The organism is Synechococcus sp. RSCCF101, assembly GCF_008807075.1.
Taxonomy (GTDB): Bacteria; Cyanobacteriota; Cyanobacteriia; order PCC-6307; family Cyanobiaceae; genus RSCCF101.
Genome location: NZ_CP035632.1, coordinates 996,970 through 1,014,801, shown reverse-complemented (window position 1 = coordinate 1,014,801; position 17,832 = coordinate 996,970). Strand labels below are relative to the sequence as shown.

Sequence of the window (17,832 nt, the reverse complement as noted above, 5' to 3'; positions counted from 1 at the left end):
CTCCCGGAGGCACGCCTCTCGGTTCGGTCACCCCACCCGAAGAGCGCTTGAGCCCTGAGGCGCCGCCGTCTTGAATGGCTCGAGCCAGAAGTGGATGCATGACGGTTCTCGAGCAGGGCACGATCGAGATTCATACCGAGAACATCTTCCCGATCATCAAGAAGGCCGTCTATTCCGGCCATGAAGTCTTTCTGCGGGAGCTCGTCAGCAATGGCGTCGACGCCACCAGCAAGCGCCGGATGGTGGCGATGGCGGGGGAGTGCAGCGAAGCCGAGAATCCCGCCATCTCGATCCGCATCGATCGCGAGAACAAGACCCTCACGGTGAGCGATCAGGGCATCGGCATGACCGCCGATGAGGTGAAGCGCTACATCAACCAGGTGGCCTTCTCCAGCGCCGAGGAGTTTCTCGAGAAGTACAAGCAGGATTCCGAAGCCATCATCGGCAACTTCGGCCTCGGCTTCTATTCCAGCTTCATGGTGGCCCGCGAGGTCGAGCTGCAGACCCTCAGTGCCCGCGAGGGGGCGGAGCCAGTGCGCTGGACCTGCGATGGCTCGCCCCGCTTCACCCTGGAGGAGGGCAGCCGCAGCGAACCCGGCACCGATGTGATCCTGCACCTGATGGACGAGGAGCTCGAGTACCTCGAGCCCGCCCGCCTGAAGACACTCATCACCCGCTACTGCGACTTCCTCGCAGTGGATGTGCAGCTGGAGGGTGAAAGCGTCAACCGGCGCAATGCTCCCTGGAAGCGCAGCGCACGTGAGCTCAAGGATGAGGATTATGTGGAGCTCTACCGCTACCTCTACCCGTTCCAGGGCGACCCCCTGCTCTGGGTGCACCTGAACACGGATTATCCGTACAGCCTGCAGGGCATCCTCTTCTTCCCCAAGATCAGCGGCCGAGCCGACTGGGAATCAGGTGAGATCCGGCTCTACTGCAACAACGTCTTCGTCAGCGACAGCATCAAGGAGGTCGTTCCCCGCTATCTGCTGCCGCTGCGGGGTGTGCTCGATTCGCCCGATATCCCACTGAACGTGAGCCGCAGCGCGCTGCAGACCGACCGCCGTGTGCGCTCGATCGGTCAGTTTGTGGCTAAGAAGGTGGCCGACCGGCTGCGCCAGCTGCATCGCGATGAGCCGGAGCGCTACGCCCGCATCTGGGATTCCCTCGCCCCCTTCATCAAGATCGGTGCGATGGAGGATGAGAAATTCGCCGATCAGGTGGCTGATGTGGTGCTCTTCGCCAGCACCGCTGCCTGTTCGAAAGCTGATCCGGATGGGGAGTCCGCCGAGGCCGAGAGCGGGGCAGCGGCCGATTCGGAGTCCGATCCGATCGGGGTGGATGGCAAGACCTTCACCACCCTCGATGGCTACCTCCGGCGCAGCGCATCGGCGGGAGGCGATCAGGCCTCCAAGGTTCTGTACTGCACCGATGAGGCCGCCCAGGCCGGCGCCCTTGCCCTCTGGCGCGGTCAGGGCCGCGAGGTGCTCATGGCCGACACCCTCATCGACGCCCAGTTCATCCCCTGGCTCGAGGCCCTCCGCGAGGAGCTCAGCTTCCAGCGTGTGGATGCCGAGCTGGACGAGAGCCTGCAGGAGAAGGAGAGCGAACTGACCGACGCGGAGGGCGGCAATCCCAGCGAGGACCTGCGCAGCCTGTTCAAGACCGCGCTCGCCAACGACAAGATCACCGTCCAGGTGCAGACCCTCAAGGGAGAGGAGGCGCCGGCGGCCATGATTCTGCTGCCGGAGCAGATGCGACGCCTCAATGACATGGGCGCCCTGATGGACCAGCGCCTGCCGGGTCTGCCCGAGCATCACGTGCTCCTGGTGAACCGCCGCCACCCCCTGGTGGAGGGGCTGCTCAAGCTCTCCAAGGGGGCTCTGATCACCGGTTCCGGTGCCTCGCCCACCCAGCAGCTCTCGGAGGATCTCTCGCGCCACCTGTACGACATGGCCAGGCTTGGCATCGGTGGTCTGGAACCCAACGAGCTGGCCGGCTTCCAGTCCCGCAGCGCCACGCTGATGGGCCGCCTGCTGGAGAAGGGGCTCCTCTGAGGCGTCCCTCCGGGGCCCTCCTTTAGGATTGGCCACGATCTCAGGCGTTGTCGCTGCGGGCTGCAGCCCACGCCGTGCGAGTCCGGTCAGAACCTCCACCCGTTCCCTTCACCATGTCCCGCGTCTGTCAGCTCACCGGAAAGCGTGCCAACAACGGCATGGCGGTGAGCCATTCGCACATCCGCACCAAGAAACTGCAGCAGGTGAACCTGCAGCAGCGGCGCCTGTGGTGGGCTGAAGGTCAGCGCTGGGTGCGGCTGCGGGTGTCCACCAAGGCGCTGCGCACGATTCAGAAGAAGGGCCTGGCGGCCTTCGCCCGCGAACAGGGCATCAATCTGGCCTCGTTCTGACCGGCCTGATCCGAGGCCCCGCTTCCGCATCCCCACCCGTTCCATGGCACTCCTGACCCGCCGTGCTGTGCTGGGAGGTCTTCTGCTGGCCGGAGGTCTGGCCGCCCTGCCCAGGCCGGCGCGCGCCCTGGGGGGCACCCTCCCGACGCTTGATGCCCCGGCGCCGGACTTCGACCTGCCCGGCAGCAGCAGCGTGGAGCCGGATCGCACGCGCTGGCGGCTGGCCGACTTCGCCGGCAGCTGGCTGGTGCTCTACTTCTATCCGAAGGATTTCACCGGTGGCTGCACGCTCGAGGCCCGCGGCTTTCAGGCCAGCCTGGAGGGTTTCCACTCCCGCGGTGCCGAGGTGGTGGGCGTGAGTGCCGACTCAGCTGAACAGCATGAATCGTTCTGCAGCAGTGAGGCCCTGGCCTTTCCGCTCCTCTCCGACAGCAATGGTTCCGTCAGCCGCACCTACGGCTCCTGGATCGCACCGTTCTCCCAGCGCCACACGTTTCTGATCGACCCGGAAGGGCGTCTGCGCCGGATCTGGACCGCTGTTCGACCGACCGGCCACGCCGCGGAGGTGCTCGCCGTGCTCACGGAGATGCAGGCCTCAGGCAGCAGCGTCAGGACCGGAACCGTGTGAGTGGCGGTTAAGTTGGCCGCACCTCAAGACATGTGACGCCCGCCCCTCGGCCCGATCCCTCTGACCTGCTCGCTGCTTCCGCATGACGCTTGCTCCCGCCCAGATCAACCCCAACGACAACCAGCCGACACAGCAGTCAGACCGGGGCCGGAGCGATTTCATCCTGCTCTACCACCGCTCCCCCTACGACGAGGCCTGGACCGAGACCGGCGAACGGGAGTGGCGCGATCAGAAAAGCCCGAACGGCATCATCCCAACGCTCCGCAATCTGTTCCTCACCCGCACCAGCGGAACCTGGATCGCCTGGCGGCAGGTGGATTGCCTCGAGGGCAGTGAGGATGAATGCGTGGCCATGGACCGGCCGGCTCCCTTCACGCTGCGGCGCATTCCTCTGGTTTCGGAGCAGATCTCCAGCTTCTATCACGTGACATCGAAGGAATCGGTCTGGCCGATTCTTCACACGTTTCCGACGCACTTCAACATCAACAACGCCGACTGGGACACCTTCCAAGATGTGAACAGGCGCTTTGCCCTGGCGGCCTGCGCTGAGGCGGCTGAGGGCGCTGTGGTGTGGATTCATGACTACAACCTCTGGCTGGCTGCCGCCACGATCCGTGCCTCACGGCCCGATCTGAGAATCGCCTTCTTCCATCACACGCCCTTCCCCAGTGAAGACGTGTTCGCCATCCTCCCCTGGCGAGAGCAGATTCTCGACAGCCTGCTCTGCTGCGATCTGGTTGGCTTCCATATTCCCCGCTACCTGGAGAATTTCGCCCGCGCCGCCACCTCCCTGCTGGGAGCCGAGAAGGCCGGCAAACGAGCGGTGGATCCGATGTTCCGTCCCACCGGGAGCGCCCTGGCCGAGCCGTTGGTCACCCCCACCCTCCGCTACCGCGATCGCGAGGTGGGCCTGCTCGCCTCTCCAGTCGGCACCGCGCCCGATGTGATCCAGAACCTGCGCAGCAGCGATCACGTCCAGGCGATGAGCGCTCGGATCGATGCAGACACCAAGAAGAACCGCAAGCTGATCTTCTCCGCCAGTCGCGTCGATTACACCAAGGGCAACGAGGAGCTGCTGCTGGCCTTCGAACGGCTGATGGAGCGCCGTGAAGATCTGCACGGCGAAGTGGTGTTGATGCTGGCCTGCGTTGCTGCGGCCACCGGCATGAAGATCTACGAGGACACCCAGCGGTCCATTGAGGAGACAGCCGGTCGCATCAACGGGCGTTTCGGCCGTATGGACTGGGTGCCGGTGCGCCTCTCCACCCAGCGCATTCCCTACGAGGAGATGGTGGCCTGGTTCAGCCGCTCCGACATCTGCTGGATCACGCCCCTGCGTGACGGACTCAACCTCGTGGCCAAGGAATACGTGGCCAGCCGTCGCGACATGGATGGTGTGCTCGTGCTGTCGGAGTTCACCGGTGCCTCGGTGGTGCTCGACGGCGCCATCCTTACCAACCCGTACTCGCACCGCCGCATGGATGACGCCATCGAGCAGGCCCTGGCGATGCCCGCCGATGAACAGCGTCGCCGCATGGCGACCATGACCGCGGCGGTTGAATCCTTCACCGTCAGCCACTGGGCCGACCATCAACTCGCGGCGATCGCAGCCTGAGTCGGCCGTCATGGGCCGTGCCCTGAACCAGCGCCTGCGCCGCCCGGCCCTGCTGCTGCTGGCCGCCGTTCTGGCGGTGCTGACGCTGCTGGGGGGACGGGTCTGGTCGGCACGGCCCGACCCGGTCACGGTCAACGTGCTGATGGCGGCACCCTTCGCCGATGCCACCGCGGGGCTGGTGGACCGGTTCAACCGCAGCCACGACGACCTGCGCATCCGCGTCACCCGCGGCCCGATGGAAACCGAGTCCGTTTCCGATCTGGCGATCAGCAGCCTGCTCCTGGGCAACAGCCCCTACGACCTGCTGCTGATGGATGTGACCTGGACGGCCAAGTACGCCGCAGCGGGCTGGCTCACGCCCCTCGATCCCCTGCTGGGTGAGGACCCCCTTGCCGGTGTGGTGGCGGGAGCCCGGCTGGGCAACCGCATCGATGACCAGCTGTGGCGCGTGCCCCTGCTGGCCTCCATGGGCCTGCTCTACTGGCGCACCGACCTCATGGATCAGCCGCCTCGCACCCCAGCAGAGCTGGTGGCCATCTCGCGCCAGCTGCAGCGCGACGGCCGCGTGCCCTGGGGCTACCTCTGGCAGGGCCGCCAGTACGAGGGCCTCAGCTGCGTGTTCCTCGAGGTGCTGCAGGGCTTCGGAGGCTGGTGGTGGGAGCCCGGCGCCAGCCCATCGCTGGGACTGAACCAGGCGCCGTCCATCCGTGCCGCGGCCTGGCTGGGCTCGCTCATCGATGAGGGCGTCTCCCCGCGAGCGGTGGCCAATTTCGCCGAGCCGCAGGTGCTGCAGAGCTTCGAGAACGGCCAGGCCGCCTTCATGCGCAACTGGCCGTACGCCTGGAGCGAGCTGCAGAAGCAGGGCAGTGCGGTGGCGGGCAAGGTGGGCGTCACCACGATGGTGGCCGAGCCCGGTGAGCGCCCGGCAGCCACCCAGGGCAGCTGGGGCCTGTCGGTGGTCTCCCAGAGTGAACATCCCCGCGAAGCCGCCGCCGTGCTTCGCTACCTGACCGGGGCCGACAGCCAGAAGACCCTGGCGATCGACTGGGGTTATACCCCCACGCTGCGCAGTGTCTTCACCGATCCGGAGGTGATTGCCGCCAATCCCGTGATGCCCGAGCTGCAGCGAGCCCTGGATGACGCGGTGCTGCGGCCCGTCACCCCCCTCTACGCCCAGTTCAGCGACATCCTGCAGCGCCAGCTGAGCAGCGTGCTCACCGGATCGATCGATGCCGAGCGGGCGATGGGCCGAGCCGGCGGCGCCACCGAACGGTTGCTGGATGCGGCCGGCGCCGGCTCCCGATGATGGCGGGACCGATGCCGTTGCTGCTGCTGCCGGCCCTGCTGCTGCTGGCCGTGGTGTTCGGCTGGCCGATGCTCCGCTATGGCTGGCTGAGCTTCCACGCCGATTCGGTGCTCACCAACCTGGTGGCCGTGCCGAACGGACTGGGCAACTGGCGGCGATTGCTGGCCGATGGCCGCTTCTGGCAGGACGCCTTCCAGACGCTGCGCTTCGCTTCGGTTTCGGTGGGTCTGGAACTCCTGCTGGGCCTGGCGATCGCCCTGCTGCTGCATCAGAGCTGGCGCGGCCGTGGCGGTGTCCGGGCTCTGGTGCTGATGCCCTGGGCGCTGCCCACCACGGTGATGGCCCTGGGCTGGCGCTGGATCTTCAACGACCCCTTCGGACCCATCAATGCCCTGCTGGGCACCCTGGGACTGACACCGGTGCCCTTCCTGGCCACCCCCTCCATCACCTGGATGATGACGGTGCTCGCCGATGTCTGGAAGACCACCCCCTTCATGGCCCTGATCCTGCTGGCCGGGCTGCAGGCCATTCCCGCCGATCTCTACGAAGCCTTCGAACTCGATGGCGGAACCCCCCTGCAGGCTCTGCGGCGCATCACCCTGCCGCTGCTGCGGCCCTACATGATGCTGGCGGTGGTGTTCCGCCTGGCCCAGGCCCTCGGTGTGTTCGATCTGATCCAGGTGATGACCGGCGGCGGGCCGGCCAGCAGCACGGAAAGCCTGGCCCTCTACGCCTACCTCAACGCCATGCGCTTCCTCGATTTCGGCTACAGCGCCACGGTGATGCTGGGCACCTTCGCCCTGCTGCTGCTTCTGAGCCTGGCGGTGCTCTGGCTGTTCCGTTCCCGCGCCGGCGCGGAGGAGCCGGCGTGAAGACGCCCCAGCGCGCTCTGGTGGTGGCCGCCCTGCTGGCCTGGACGCTCGGACCGCTGCTCTGGCAGCTGTACACCTCGTTGCGCGATCCCTCGGCCCTCGTGGGCCAGGCCGCCGCGGATCTCGCCAGCGGCTGGACCCTGAGCAACTACAGCCAGGTGCTCTCGGGTCAGCCCCCGTTCTGGCGCTATCTGCTCAACAGCACGGTGGTGGCCTTCAGCGCCACCCTGCTCACCCTGGTGCTGGCGCTCCCCTGCGCCTATGCGATGAACCGCTGCCGCCGGCTGCTGCGCGCCGGCATCCGTCTCACCGTGCTGGCGGCGGCCGTGTTCCCCTACGTGCTCCTGTTCCTCGCCCTTCTGGAGCTGGCCCGCACCTTCTCCCTGGCCAACCATCTGCTGGCCCTGACGCTGCCCTATGCCGGGCTCTCCCTGCCCCTGGCGGTGCTGCTGCTGCAGTCGGCCTTCGCCGATCTGCCGCCCGAACTCGAGGAGGCCGCCCGGCTGGAGGGGATGGGCCTCTGGAGCCGGCTGCGCTGGGTTCTGATCCCCCTCATCGCTCCGGCCAGCGCCAGCACGGCGATCCTCGTGTTCCTGTTCTGCTGGAACGAGTACCCGATCGCCCTCACCTGGATCAGCCGGGCCGAGCTGCTCACCCTGCCGCCGGCGATGGCTCGGATTGCCGGGTCCTCGGTCTTCACCGTTCCCTATGGCGCCTTCGCGGCGGCCACGGTGCTCGGCAGCCTGCCCCTGCTGCTGATGGTGCTGCTGTTTCAGCGTCAGATCGTCTCCGGTCTCACCCAGGGGGCAATCAAGGGATGAGCGATCCGATGACCACCCTCGGCAACGGTCTGGCCCTGGAGGCGATCAGCCGCAGCGTGGGCGGTCGCACGATCATCGATCGGGTCTCCCTGCAGGTGGAGCCCGGGGAGTGCCTGGCCCTGCTGGGGCCGAGCGGGTGCGGCAAGAGCACCATCCTGCGCCTGATCGCCGGCCTCGATGCGCCCAGCTCCGGCGAGATCCGCCTGGCTGGAGAGGCCATCACCCACTGGCCTCCGGCCCGGCGCCGCGTGGGCATGGTGTTCCAGAGCTATGCGCTCTATCCCCACCTGGATGTGTGGCGCAATCTGACCCTCGGCCTGCAGGTGCGGGGAGTGCGTCCCACTCAGCAGCAGGAGGCGGTGGAGCGGGTGCTGAGCCTGCTCCAGCTGGAGGAGGTGCGCCACCGGCGTCCCTCGGCCCTCTCCGGAGGCCAGAGGCAGCGGGTGGCCCTGGCCCGGGCGCTGCTGCGCTCCCCCAGCCTCTACCTGCTGGATGAACCGATGAGCAACCTCGACGCCCAGCTGCGGGAGGACCTGCGGCCCCAGCTGCGGCGCTGGCTCTGCGGCGGTGAGCAGCCCGTGGTCTACGTCACCCACGATCAGCAGGAGGCGATGGGGCTGGCGGACCGCATCGCTGTGCTCCTGGGCGGCCGGCTCCAGCAGGTGGGAACCCCCCAGGAGCTCTACGAGCGACCGGCCTCCCTGGTGGTGGCCTGTTTCATCGGCCGGCCCCAGATCAACCTGTTCCCGGAACAGGGCGGCCGGGTCCTGGCCGTGCGTCCGGAACATCTCCATGCCTGCGATGACCCGGATGCAGGGCTTCCGGCCCGGGTGGTGTCGCGCGAGTGGCTGGGGGCCACCCAGCTGGTGAGCGTGGACACCCCGCGGGGAGCCCTGCGCTGGCTTGCCGATGGCAAGGTGGCTGTACCGGACAGCCTCAGGCTGGGCTGGCGGCCGGAGCGGGAACACTGGTTCGAGGCCGGCAGTGGGGCTCGGCTGCCGGTGCCGCCCAGCGCCTGAAACCATGGCTGCTGCCCCGCCCTCCGGACTGGTGCTGGTCTGCGGGCTCGGCTCCCTCGGGCAGACCTGCCTCCGGCGTCTTCTGGCGTTTGATGTGCCTCTCTCCTGTCTGGACTGGCAGCCGCCACGCTGGAGAGACGCGGAGCTGGAACGGCGCCTGGCGCCCAGTTTTGTGCTGGGAGACATGCGCCAGCCCAGGGATCTGCTGGCTGCGGGTGTCGATCAGGCCCGCAGCATCCTGCTGCTGAGTTCCGACAGCACGGTGAATCTGGAGGCGGCACTGCAGATCCGCCCGCTCAACCCCAGGGCCACCGTGGTCGTTCGCTCCTCCAGCCAGCGGGCCTCCCTCGGTGTGCTGCTTGAGCAGCGGCTGCCGGGAGTCGCCGTGGTGGACCCGATGCTGCTCACAGCATCGGTGTTCAGCCAGTCCCTGCGGCCGAGCCGGGAGGCCGCCACGATCCGGCTCGGTCGCCACCGCTTCGAGTTGCGTGAACGGCGTGAAGGGGAGGGGGTCAGCGGGGGCCGTCGCCTGGATGGATCCCCTCTCCAGGTGTGCCTGGCCACACCCGGGAGAATCCGCCGGCCACCGTGGCCGCAGGCTCTGCGCAACCAGCTGCAACGCCGCGCCGGTTCGCTTCGAGAGAGGCTCGAGTTCTGGAGCGGCAGCGCTCCGCTGGCGCGGCTTGCGGCGCTCGGGCGGCGTCGGATCTGGTGGTGGGTGGGCTTGCTTGCCGCCCTGGGACTGGTGCTGACGGGTGTGGCCCTGTTTCGCGCTGATCGGGGCTGGCTTCTGGGGTTGTTCGTGACCCTGGGCCTGCTCAATGGTGAGTACGTGGACCCGGCCTCCGTTGTGCTGGAGCGGGGTTCCCTCCTGCAGTCCGGGACTCCCTGGACCGTTGCCCAGCAGGGCCGGTTGCTGGCGCTGATGCTGGTCTATGCGCTGGCGGGCACCGTGCTCACCTCGGCGCTCACAGCACTCATTCTTGAACGGCTGCTCAGTGTGCGACTGGGGCTGAGGCGGGCGCGCTCGTTTCCCCGCGACACCCATGCCGCGCTCCTGGTTGAGGGTGGTTCCCTGGCTCCTCTGATCGCCGAGCAGCTGCAGGCCGACGGCATCGGGGTGGTCTGCCTTCGGGCCGGTCCCTCTGAGGGGGATTCCGGACCGATCGGATCGGTGCGAGGCCCGGTCGCCGATCCCTCAGGGACCCGTCCGGCTCATCGGATCCGCAGGCGCGATGTGCTGCAGCTGCCGGAGGCCTTCCGACTCCTGCGCCGCTCCCGCGTGGCTGGTGTGGCTCTCCTCTCGGACGATCTACTGATGAATCTCCAGCTCGCCCTGGATCTGGAGCGCCGCTGGCCCGAAGCCCGCCTGTCTCTCAAGGCCAAGGAACTGCCTGCGGCCGAAGTGCTCGGCGATCTCCTCGGCGGCCTGTCCCTGATCTCCTCGGTGGATCTCGCGGCGGATGCGCTGGTGGCAACGGCCTTCGGTGAAACCGTGGAGGAGGTGCACCGCGTCGAAGGCCGGAATCTGATGCTGGTGCGCTATCGCGTCGAGGCGGGGGACACCCTCGCCGGTCTGAGCATCGCCCGCGTGCAGGGGGGCTACGGGGTCACGGCTGTGGCCCTGAAAACCCGGACGCGTTCGGAGCTGGTGGCCCTCCCGGCCCTCGAGCGTGTGCTGCGCCCCGGGCAGGACCTGCTGGTGCTGGCGGATCTGGAGGGTCTGCGCCGGGTGGAGATCGGCGAGCAGCGCCCACCGGCCTGGCGGGTGCGCCTCCAGGCTCCTCTGGCGTCCGAGTGGATGTTCGAGACCCAGCAGTGTCTGGCGCGGCACCTCGGCGGTGCTCCCGGGACCATGGCCCCTTTCCTGGACGGCACCCCGCAGCTGACCCCCGCGCTGGATCAGGATCTGGCTGAGCAGCTGGGGCGTGAGCTGCGTCGGCGCGGCGTTCAGGCCGACCTGGTGCCTGAGCCGGTCGAGAGCGCTGATGAGTCGTCCGCCAGTGTCCAACCACCACTCCGGGAGTGATGTGATGTGGCCCACGTCGCTCCCAGGCGGGTTCCATCTTGAATGGCCGCCCCGGCACTTCAGGCATGGTGAGGCTGTTGTGGATGCGCCGGGCTGATGTGGTGAGTTGTCTGTTGATTCAGCTGTTGCTGATCGGTGGCGGGGAACTGCTCCGTCTCAGCCACTCGTCCCCATCCTCCGGCTTCGGGGATGGGTCCGTGAGCGCGCTGGTGGATGGGGCCTGATGACGGCGTCGCGACCGGTCGTGGACTCCTCGCGTGGTCGTGCTGAGCTGCTGCGTCATCAGAGTGAATCCGTCCACGATGCTCCCGGGACCAGAACGGGAGCATCGCAGGAATCAGGTCATGACAATCCTGGCGGTTGTTTCCAGTGTGTTCGCGCTATTGACATTCATTTCAGGCCGACAGGGAATGGACTGTGCAGCCATGCCTGAGCTGAGCAGGCGCGACGTCTGTCTCTACAGCCTGATGCTGATGGTTGCCGCCGCTCTGATCCAGGTCACGATCCTGTGGAGGCGGGCTGGTTTCAGGGGGGTGGCGGGATCGCTGATCAAAGCTGATCCAATGACCATAGGCTTCTGATAAATCCTGCTTAACCCTTTGTCTTCCCTCCGAAGAGAGGATGGTTCTGTCTCGGCTGAGGCCAATGACTCCGGATCTCGTTCACTCGATTCGACGGCAGTGTCCACGAGCCGGAGGCATCGTCGCAGTGATGGTGGCATTCTTGCTTCCCGTCGGCCTGCAGGCGAAGACCATCCGGATCTCCGGTTCCAGCACGGTCTACCCGATCACCAGGGACGCCATCGCGGCCTTCCGGCGCACCCCGCGAGGTCGTGCCGTGCGGTTTGATCTTCAGGAGACCGGCAGCAGTGCGGGACTCCGCGAGTTCTGCTCCGGTCGGATGCCGATGGTGAATGCCTCCCGGCCGATCAGCAGCTCGGAGCTCCAGCGCTGTGAGGCCAGTGGGGTTCGATTCATTGAGTTGCCGATCGCCTTCGATGCCATCTCGATTGTCGTCAATCCTGCCAACACCTGGGCAGAGCGGATCAGCACAGCTCAGTTGCGTCGTCTCTGGAGCAAACCGGCTCAGGGCCGGATCAACCAGTGGCAGCAGGTGAACAGCGCCTGGCCGGCCCGGCCGATTGCACTCTGCGGGCCTGGTAAGGACTCCGGTACATTCGATATCTTCAATAAGGCCATCAACGGCTCGAAAGCAAATTCGCGAACAGACTATCTCGCCAGCGAGGACGACAGTCAATTGGTTCGATGTGTAGCGAACAATGTGAATGCCCTTGGGTATTTCGGTTTTGGCTACTATCGATCCAATGCCAGGGATCTCAAGGCTCTGGCTGTTGTCGGTCCCGAGGGAGCCGTGCCCCCATCGGTTCAGAACGTGCAGAAGGAACGCTATCTGCCCCTGTCGCGGCCGCTGTTTCTCTACCTCAACGCCGAGGCCGTCAAGCAGGAGGCGTCTCTGCGACGCTTCGTAAGCTTCTACGTGCGTAACGGTCTCAAGATTGTGAAGGCTTCCAATTACGTTCCCCTGCCATCCAGCACCTATGCCCTGGTGGAGCAGAAGTTCTACAGACAGATTCTTGGAACATCCTTCGGCGGAGATCTGCCGGTGGGCCTCACCATCGGTGCCGCCCTGGATCGCAGTTTCGACCAGCACAAACGGCCGGGATTCTGAAAGGAGTTACTCCAGCCCCTGCAGCAGACAGCGCCGGTGCAGTTCCGCTGCCTGTCCCAGCCCCCGGATTCGTGCCGGGTCCGGCGGTGCATCCAGCTGGCGCTGCCAGCGCATCCAGAGATCCGGATCCCGGCTGCCCGATCCCACCTGCGCCAGGTCAAGCGAGGGGATCGCGGCGGCGGCCGCCGCCACCTGCACCTTCGGGTCGTAGCTGAAGGCCAGCACCGGCGCACCGCTCACCGCCGCCAGGATCAGCGCGTGCAGGCGCATCGCCAGCACGAGGCCCGCCCGCTGAAACAGATCCATGGCCTGCTCCGGGCTGTCGGCGCTGACGGAGCGGCTGCGCCGCTGCAGCCCCGCCGGGATCCCGACCGATGCCTCCAGCCGTTCCGCAAGCCCGCTGTCCTGATCGCGGTGGAACGGCAGCCAGAGCACGGCGCGATCGCTGGCCGCGGCCAGGGCATCCAGCTGATCGAGCAGCCAGCGCCAGCCGGCCCGGTCCAGGTGGGACGTGTCACGCCAGCAGATCACGATGTCCCCGCCGCGCCCGTTCCAGCTGCCGGCCGGGACACTCCACACCGGGTCCGGCGCCCAGCGGCTGGCCCCCGGCCGCCAGCGTTCGGCCGCCGCGGCGCTGGTGGCGTCCCTCCAGCTCACGGCGCTGACCTGCCCCAGCGCTCCGCCGACCAGCCTGCGGCTCAGGGGCCTGTGGAGCGGGCCGTAGCCCTGGGCCCAGAGGATCACCGGGATGCGTCGCAGGCGGGCCAGCGCCATCAGCATCAGGTAATAGAAAAGGCTCTGCAGGCTGCTGCTGTCCTGCAGCAGGCTGCCGCCTCCCAGCACCAGGGCGTCACAGCGCAGCAGAGCCCGGGCCATGGCCCGGGGATTCCGTCTCGGGCAGGTGGCCACACCGTGGCGCTGCCGCACCTCCCGGCCATCGTGCGCGCTCACCAAGGGGCGGGTGCCCGGCGGCAGCTGCTCCAGGAGCACCGCGAGGAGCGCGTCATCGCCCAGGTTGTGCTCGCCGTAGTAGCCGCAGAGCAAGGGTCGCAGCCGTGTTGCGCCGGCGCGTTCACGACCCCGGGATGCCCTCATAGCGGTCAGGCCACCACCGCGATCGCCGTACATTACTGGCCCTGATGGAACACGCCGGGCCGGTGCACGTGCTTTCACTCCCCACCTGGTGGATTCACATCACCTCCGTTCTGGAATGGATCACCGCCATCGTTCTGGTGACTCTGCTGGCCGAGCGTCGCGGTGAAGGGGAGTGGCGCTGGCTCGCCCTGGCCATGATTCCGGCCCTGGTGAGCGCCATGGCGGCCTGCACCTGGCATCTGTTCGACAATCCGGCCTCCCTCGAGTGGCTGGTGACGCTCCAGGCGGGCCTCACCCTGGTGGGCAACGGTTGCCTGGCGGCCGCGGCCTGGCGGCTGCTGCCGGCCCGCTGACGCTTTCAATCCATGTCCCTGCCCGATCCCGCCGATCTGCTCCGGATCGACCCGGCTCCCCTCTTCGCCCTCTCGCTGCTGCCCTACCTGCTCTTCCTGCGCTGGGCCGCGCGCAGCGGCAGGATGCCCCCCCTCGCTCTGCTGGGCTTCCGGCTCACCCTGCTGTTCGTGGCGGTGACCATTGCGGCCTCGATCTGGGCCGAGCTTGGCTTCGGGGCTTCGCTGGTTCAGGTGGATGCCCTGCACGGCGGAGCCGAAGCCTTCCTGACCCTGAGCAATCTGATGGTGGTCACCGGCTTCGCGCTGGCGCTGAAGGCCGCGGCGGATGGGACCGATGCCGGGACGGGCGACGCAGGCGGCGTGAATAAGTCTTAAGGCGCTGAACCAGGGCCAAGGCCAGGCCCGGAAGATGAGGCGTCTTCCGTGCCGACGATGCTCCCTTCCCTTCTGGCCATCGCCCCCGCCACCCTGAGCTGGACCCCGAAGGTCGCCCTGGTGATGATCATCTGCAACGTGGTGGCCATCGCCATCGGCAAGGCCACGATCAAGTATCAGAACGAGGGCGCCAAGCTGCCCAACGCCACCTTCTTCGGCGGCATGAGCCATGCCTGCCTGCTGGCCACCACCAGCCTGGGCCACGTGTTCGGTATCGGTGCCATTCAGGGCCTGGCCGCTCGCGGCGTTCTCTGATCCCCTCAACCCGACTCTGAGCCCCGCCAGCCGGCCCCTCACCGGCCGGCTGCCGGACCCCCCGCGCCGCGCCTGAAGCCAAGCCAATAGGGCAGAGCACGAAGGCCGTAGCGCTCGAAGCGGTAGTCGAACAGCAGTTCGGCCAGGTCGGACGCACTGGCCCGATCCTCCAGCTCATCCATCAGCCGCTGCAGCCTCCGGTCACCGCGATCGGAGTCGAGGCCGCACCAGGTGCGCACGGCCAGCCGTCCGCTCAGACCCCAGCGCCAGCCCAGTGCCTGGCGCAGGCGCTGGGGGTAGGCCCTGAGCCCGGCGCCATCCCCGACCCTGAGCGCCCGATCGAGCAGCTCGGCCAGGATCCGGCCACTGACCATGGCGTGCCGGATTCCTTCGCCGCCCAGGAGGTTGGCCGTGCTCACCGCATCGCCCACCGCGAGCAGTTGGCCGATCTGGTGAGGGTCCCCGCGGTGGACCCGGCTGCGGATCCGCCCGCCATGGCGGTCCACCACTGCCGCCTGCGCCAGACCGGTGTGCTGCAGCAGGGCCCTCAGATGGGCGGCGTAGGGAGCTGCATGGCTCTTCCGAAACGGGCCGCGGGCCGGCCCATCGACCTCCAGCCGGCAGAGCCCCAGCTTGAGCATCCCCTCCTGCATCGGGAAGATCCAGCCGTAGCCCCGCGGGATCCAGCGGCTGCCGAGAAAGAAGCTGAGCTGCCGCGACCAGCGCCGCCACTCGGCCCCGTCCACCCGCAGCAGCCATTCCACGCCGCTGCCCCGGATCAGCGGATCACCGCTGTCGGTTTGATCTGAGGTGGCGGCCTGGGCGCTGATCAGGGCGCGTCCCTGGCCGCTCGCATCCACCACGTAGCGGCTGCGAACCCTGCGCCGGCCGCGGCCGCGGCAATCCCGCAGCTCGGTCAGGGCGCCCTCGCGTCCGTTCCGGATCACGGCCTCGGCGCTCCAGCCGAGCAGCACCTGAGATCCCCAGCCGCGCACCTCCCCGGCCAGCCAGCCGCGCAGGGCGGCGAAGTCGAGCACGGCGCCAAGAGGGCGCCGCTGCTGCCAGAGCCGTTCGCGCCCATCGGGTCCCACCAGCCGCCAACCGTTCCAGCGGCTGGCCACACAGCCCGCCGGCAGGCCCAGATCCGCCACGGAGGCCAGCGGCAGGGCCGCGCTGCTGAAGGCGGCCTGGTCGAGGCCCGTCAGACGGTCGACCAGGCAGACGTGATGGCCGGCCAGGGCCAGCCGCCGGCTCAGCTCACCACCGGCCGGGCCGGCGCCCACCACCAGCACATCGCACTGGTCAGGAGGGTCCGCGCTGGGCAGGCCGGCGGTCAGACCCCGAGGGAGGCCTCCTCCGGGGCAGCCCTGCCGCTGGAGAAAGCGGAGCCGAAGTGATCGAGAATGCGGCGCTGCATCTGCGGGGGTGTGAGGCCCAGGCTCTCCTTGCTCTGCTGCGGGCTGGCATGGTCCACGAGCACATCGGGGATGCCGATTCGGAGGGCGGGCACGAGCACGCCGTTGTCCATCAGCGCTTCCACCACGGCGGAGCCGAAACCGCCCGCCAGGGCACCCTCCTCCATGGTGACCACCCGGCCGATCCGGCGGGCCATCGGCAGGATCAGGGCCTCATCGAGCGGACGCAGGAAGCGAGCATTGATCACCGCGGCGTGCACACCGTGCTCCTGGAGCAGGCCGGCGGTGGCCATGGCCGGGGCCACCATGGCGCCATAGGCCACGATCAGCAGGTCGTCGCCATCGGTGAGCAGTTCGCCGCGACCGACCGGAACCGGTTCCCATCCCTCCTCGGCCAGCGGAACCCCCTCGCCCTGGCCGCGGGGGATGCGGAGGGCGGCCGGGCCGTCCAGCTGCAGGCAGGTCACGAGCATGCGCTGGAGTTCCGCCTCGTCCTTCGGGGCCATGACCGTGAAGTTCGGCACGGCGCGCAAATAACTGATGTCGTACTGCCCCTGGTGGGTCGGGCCGTCGGCGCCGACGATGCCGGCCCGGTCGAGCACGAAGGTGACCGGGAGCTTCTGGATGCCCACGTCGTGGATGAGCTGGTCGTAGGCCCGCTGCAGGAAGGTGCTGTAGATCGCCACCACCGGCCGCAGCCCCTCGCAGGCCATCCCGGCCGAGAGGGTCACCGCATGCTGCTCGGCGATGCCCACGTCCACGTACTGGCCCGGCAGGGCCTTCTGGAGCAGATCCAGACCGGTGCCGGTGGCCATGGCGGCGGTGATGCCCACCACCTTCGGGTTCTGTTCGCAGATCTTGACCAGGGTCTGGCCGAAGACCTTGCTGTAGCTGGGTGGCTTGGGCTTGCTGGAGGGCGGGGCCTTGCCGGTGTCGAGATCGAAGGCCGACTGGGCGTGATAGCCCACCTGATCGGCCTCCGCATAGGGATACCCCTTGCCCTTGGTGGTGACCACGTGCACCAGCACAGGCCCCTCGCAGCGGTGAGCCGACTGGAACGTGCGGGTCATCTCGGCGATGTCGTGCCCGTTCACCGGACCCATGTAGGTGAAGCCCAGCTCCTCGAACACCGCGCCCACCTTGGGAACCGCGAGCCGGCGCATGCTCTCCTTGAGCCGTTCGAGTTCCGCCGGTAGCTCACCTCCCATGAAGGGGAGATGCTTCATCGCCTCCTCGGCGCTGTCGGACAGGAACTGGACGGGCGGGCTCAGCCGCATCCGGTTGAGGTAGGTCGAGAGCGCTCCCACGGGAGGGGAGATCGACATGTCGTTGTCGTTGAGCACCACCAGCAGGCGGGTGCTCGGCAGATGGCCGGCGTGGTTGATCGCCTCCAGCGCCATGCCCCCGGTGAGGGCCCCGTCGCCGATCACGGCGACCGTCTTGAAAGTCTCGCCCCGCACGTCGCGGGCCAGGGCCATGCCGAGGGCCGCGGAGATGCTCGTGGAGGCATGCCCGGCGCCGAAGTGGTCGAAGCGGCTTTCGGAGCGCTTCAGGTAGCCGGCCACCCCGTTCTGCTGACGCAGGGTGTCGAAGCGTTCGTAGCGCCCGGTGATCAGTTTGTGGGGATAGGCCTGGTGGCCCACATCCCAGATGACCCGGTCCTGGTCAAGGTCCAGGGTCTGGTACAGGGCCAGGGTCAGCTCCACCACGCCGAGGCCGGGACCCAGGTGCCCACCGCTGGTGGAGACCACCTCCAGGTGGCGCTCGCGGATCTGGGCGGCGATGGCCTCCAGTTCAGCCACGGAGCATCCGTGCAGCTGATTGGGGTGGCTCAACTCGCTGAGGTGCATGCACGACCTTGCCGTGATGTGCAATCTACGGGGTGTGGCCCGG

18 protein-coding genes are annotated in these 17,832 nt (G+C 67.9%); 15 read left to right on the top strand and 3 right to left on the bottom strand.

Translation table 11 applies throughout. The features are described 5' to 3' along the window. Positions 1–98: 98 nt before the first annotated feature. The 12 genes from htpG (at position 99) to EVJ50_RS04935 (ending at position 12,386) form a co-directional block, all read left to right on the top strand. On the top strand, positions 99–2,057 hold the full coding sequence (gene htpG, locus EVJ50_RS04985) for a molecular chaperone HtpG (RefSeq protein ID WP_150882623.1): 1,959 nt from the start codon (positions 99–101) through the stop codon (positions 2,055–2,057). Between the two features lie 113 nt (positions 2,058–2,170). Continuing rightward, on the top strand, positions 2,171–2,407 hold the full coding sequence (gene rpmB / locus EVJ50_RS04980) for a 50S ribosomal protein L28 (protein ID WP_150882622.1): 237 nt from the start codon (positions 2,171–2,173) through the stop codon (positions 2,405–2,407). A 52-nt stretch (positions 2,408–2,459) separates the two neighbouring features. Beyond that, positions 2,460–3,035, top strand: a complete 576-nt coding sequence (locus EVJ50_RS04975) for a peroxiredoxin (RefSeq protein WP_225323160.1) — start codon at positions 2,460–2,462, stop codon at positions 3,033–3,035. A gap of 82 nt (positions 3,036–3,117) precedes the next feature. Beyond that, positions 3,118–4,650 carry a glucosylglycerol-phosphate synthase gene (gene ggpS / locus EVJ50_RS04970; protein ID WP_150882620.1) on the top strand — a complete coding sequence of 511 codons (1,533 nt, stop codon included), beginning with the start codon at positions 3,118–3,120 and terminating at the stop codon, positions 4,648–4,650. Between the two features lie 10 nt (positions 4,651–4,660). Beyond that, entirely contained in the window at positions 4,661–5,956 is a 1,296-nt protein-coding gene (locus EVJ50_RS04965) for an ABC transporter substrate-binding protein (protein ID WP_150882619.1), read from the top strand. 11 nt (positions 5,957–5,967) lie between these two features. Beyond that, positions 5,968–6,828 carry a carbohydrate ABC transporter permease gene (locus EVJ50_RS04960; RefSeq protein ID WP_150882618.1) on the top strand — a complete coding sequence of 287 codons (861 nt, stop codon included), beginning with the start codon at positions 5,968–5,970 and terminating at the stop codon, positions 6,826–6,828. After that, the gene (locus tag EVJ50_RS04955) at positions 6,825–7,649 is read left to right on the top strand and encodes a carbohydrate ABC transporter permease (RefSeq protein WP_225323092.1); all 825 of its coding nucleotides are present in this window, start codon (positions 6,825–6,827) and stop codon (positions 7,647–7,649) included. The genes EVJ50_RS04960 and EVJ50_RS04955 overlap by 4 nt, the downstream gene beginning before the upstream one ends. Further along, on the top strand, positions 7,646–8,668 hold the full coding sequence (locus EVJ50_RS04950; protein ID WP_225323091.1) for an ABC transporter ATP-binding protein: 1,023 nt from the start codon (positions 7,646–7,648) through the stop codon (positions 8,666–8,668). The genes EVJ50_RS04955 and EVJ50_RS04950 overlap by 4 nt, the downstream gene beginning before the upstream one ends. A gap of 4 nt (positions 8,669–8,672) precedes the next feature. Next, positions 8,673–10,697, top strand: coding sequence for an NAD-binding protein (locus tag EVJ50_RS04945; RefSeq protein WP_191964874.1), 2,025 nt, complete (start codon positions 8,673–8,675; stop codon positions 10,695–10,697). Positions 10,698–10,762: 65 nt separating this feature from the next. Further along, entirely contained in the window at positions 10,763–10,921 is a 159-nt protein-coding gene (locus EVJ50_RS14530) for a hypothetical protein (protein WP_191964873.1), read from the top strand. A gap of 120 nt (positions 10,922–11,041) precedes the next feature. Then, positions 11,042–11,278 carry a CorA family divalent cation transporter gene (locus EVJ50_RS04940; RefSeq protein ID WP_191964872.1) on the top strand — a complete coding sequence of 79 codons (237 nt, stop codon included), beginning with the start codon at positions 11,042–11,044 and terminating at the stop codon, positions 11,276–11,278. Positions 11,279–11,408: 130 nt separating this feature from the next. After that, positions 11,409–12,386 carry a PstS family phosphate ABC transporter substrate-binding protein gene (locus EVJ50_RS04935; protein ID WP_225323090.1) on the top strand — a complete coding sequence of 326 codons (978 nt, stop codon included), beginning with the start codon at positions 11,409–11,411 and terminating at the stop codon, positions 12,384–12,386. A gap of 6 nt (positions 12,387–12,392) precedes the next feature. On the opposite strand, the gene csaB is transcribed toward EVJ50_RS04935, so the two are convergent. Next, the gene (gene csaB, locus EVJ50_RS04930) at positions 12,393–13,481 is read right to left on the bottom strand and encodes a polysaccharide pyruvyl transferase CsaB (protein WP_150882613.1); all 1,089 of its coding nucleotides are present in this window, start codon (positions 13,479–13,481) and stop codon (positions 12,393–12,395) included. Between the two features lie 62 nt (positions 13,482–13,543). On the opposite strand from csaB, the gene EVJ50_RS04925 reads away from it, so the two are divergent. The 3 genes from EVJ50_RS04925 to psaK are packed head-to-tail and all read left to right on the top strand — an operon-like array spanning position 13,544 to position 14,524. Next, a complete protein-coding gene (locus EVJ50_RS04925; RefSeq protein ID WP_150884874.1) occupies positions 13,544–13,834 on the top strand; it encodes a DUF2499 domain-containing protein in 291 nt (96 codons plus the stop codon). 12 nt (positions 13,835–13,846) lie between these two features. Continuing rightward, the gene (locus EVJ50_RS04920) at positions 13,847–14,209 is read left to right on the top strand and encodes a DUF3593 domain-containing protein (RefSeq protein ID WP_150882612.1); all 363 of its coding nucleotides are present in this window, start codon (positions 13,847–13,849) and stop codon (positions 14,207–14,209) included. A 57-nt stretch (positions 14,210–14,266) separates the two neighbouring features. Further along, positions 14,267–14,524 (top strand): photosystem I reaction center subunit PsaK, encoded by a 258-nt coding sequence (gene psaK / locus EVJ50_RS04915; protein WP_150882611.1) that lies wholly within the window; start codon positions 14,267–14,269, stop codon positions 14,522–14,524. A 38-nt stretch (positions 14,525–14,562) separates the two neighbouring features. On the opposite strand, the gene EVJ50_RS04910 is transcribed toward psaK, so the two are convergent. Together EVJ50_RS04910 and dxs are read right to left on the bottom strand one after the other, a co-directional pair. After that, the gene (locus tag EVJ50_RS04910; protein ID WP_370455603.1) at positions 14,563–15,810 is read right to left on the bottom strand and encodes an NAD(P)/FAD-dependent oxidoreductase; all 1,248 of its coding nucleotides are present in this window, start codon (positions 15,808–15,810) and stop codon (positions 14,563–14,565) included. Between the two features lie 47 nt (positions 15,811–15,857). Beyond that, positions 15,858–17,789 carry a 1-deoxy-D-xylulose-5-phosphate synthase gene (gene dxs, locus EVJ50_RS04905; protein ID WP_150882609.1) on the bottom strand — a complete coding sequence of 644 codons (1,932 nt, stop codon included), beginning with the start codon at positions 17,787–17,789 and terminating at the stop codon, positions 15,858–15,860. Positions 17,790–17,832: the final 43 nt, after the last annotated feature.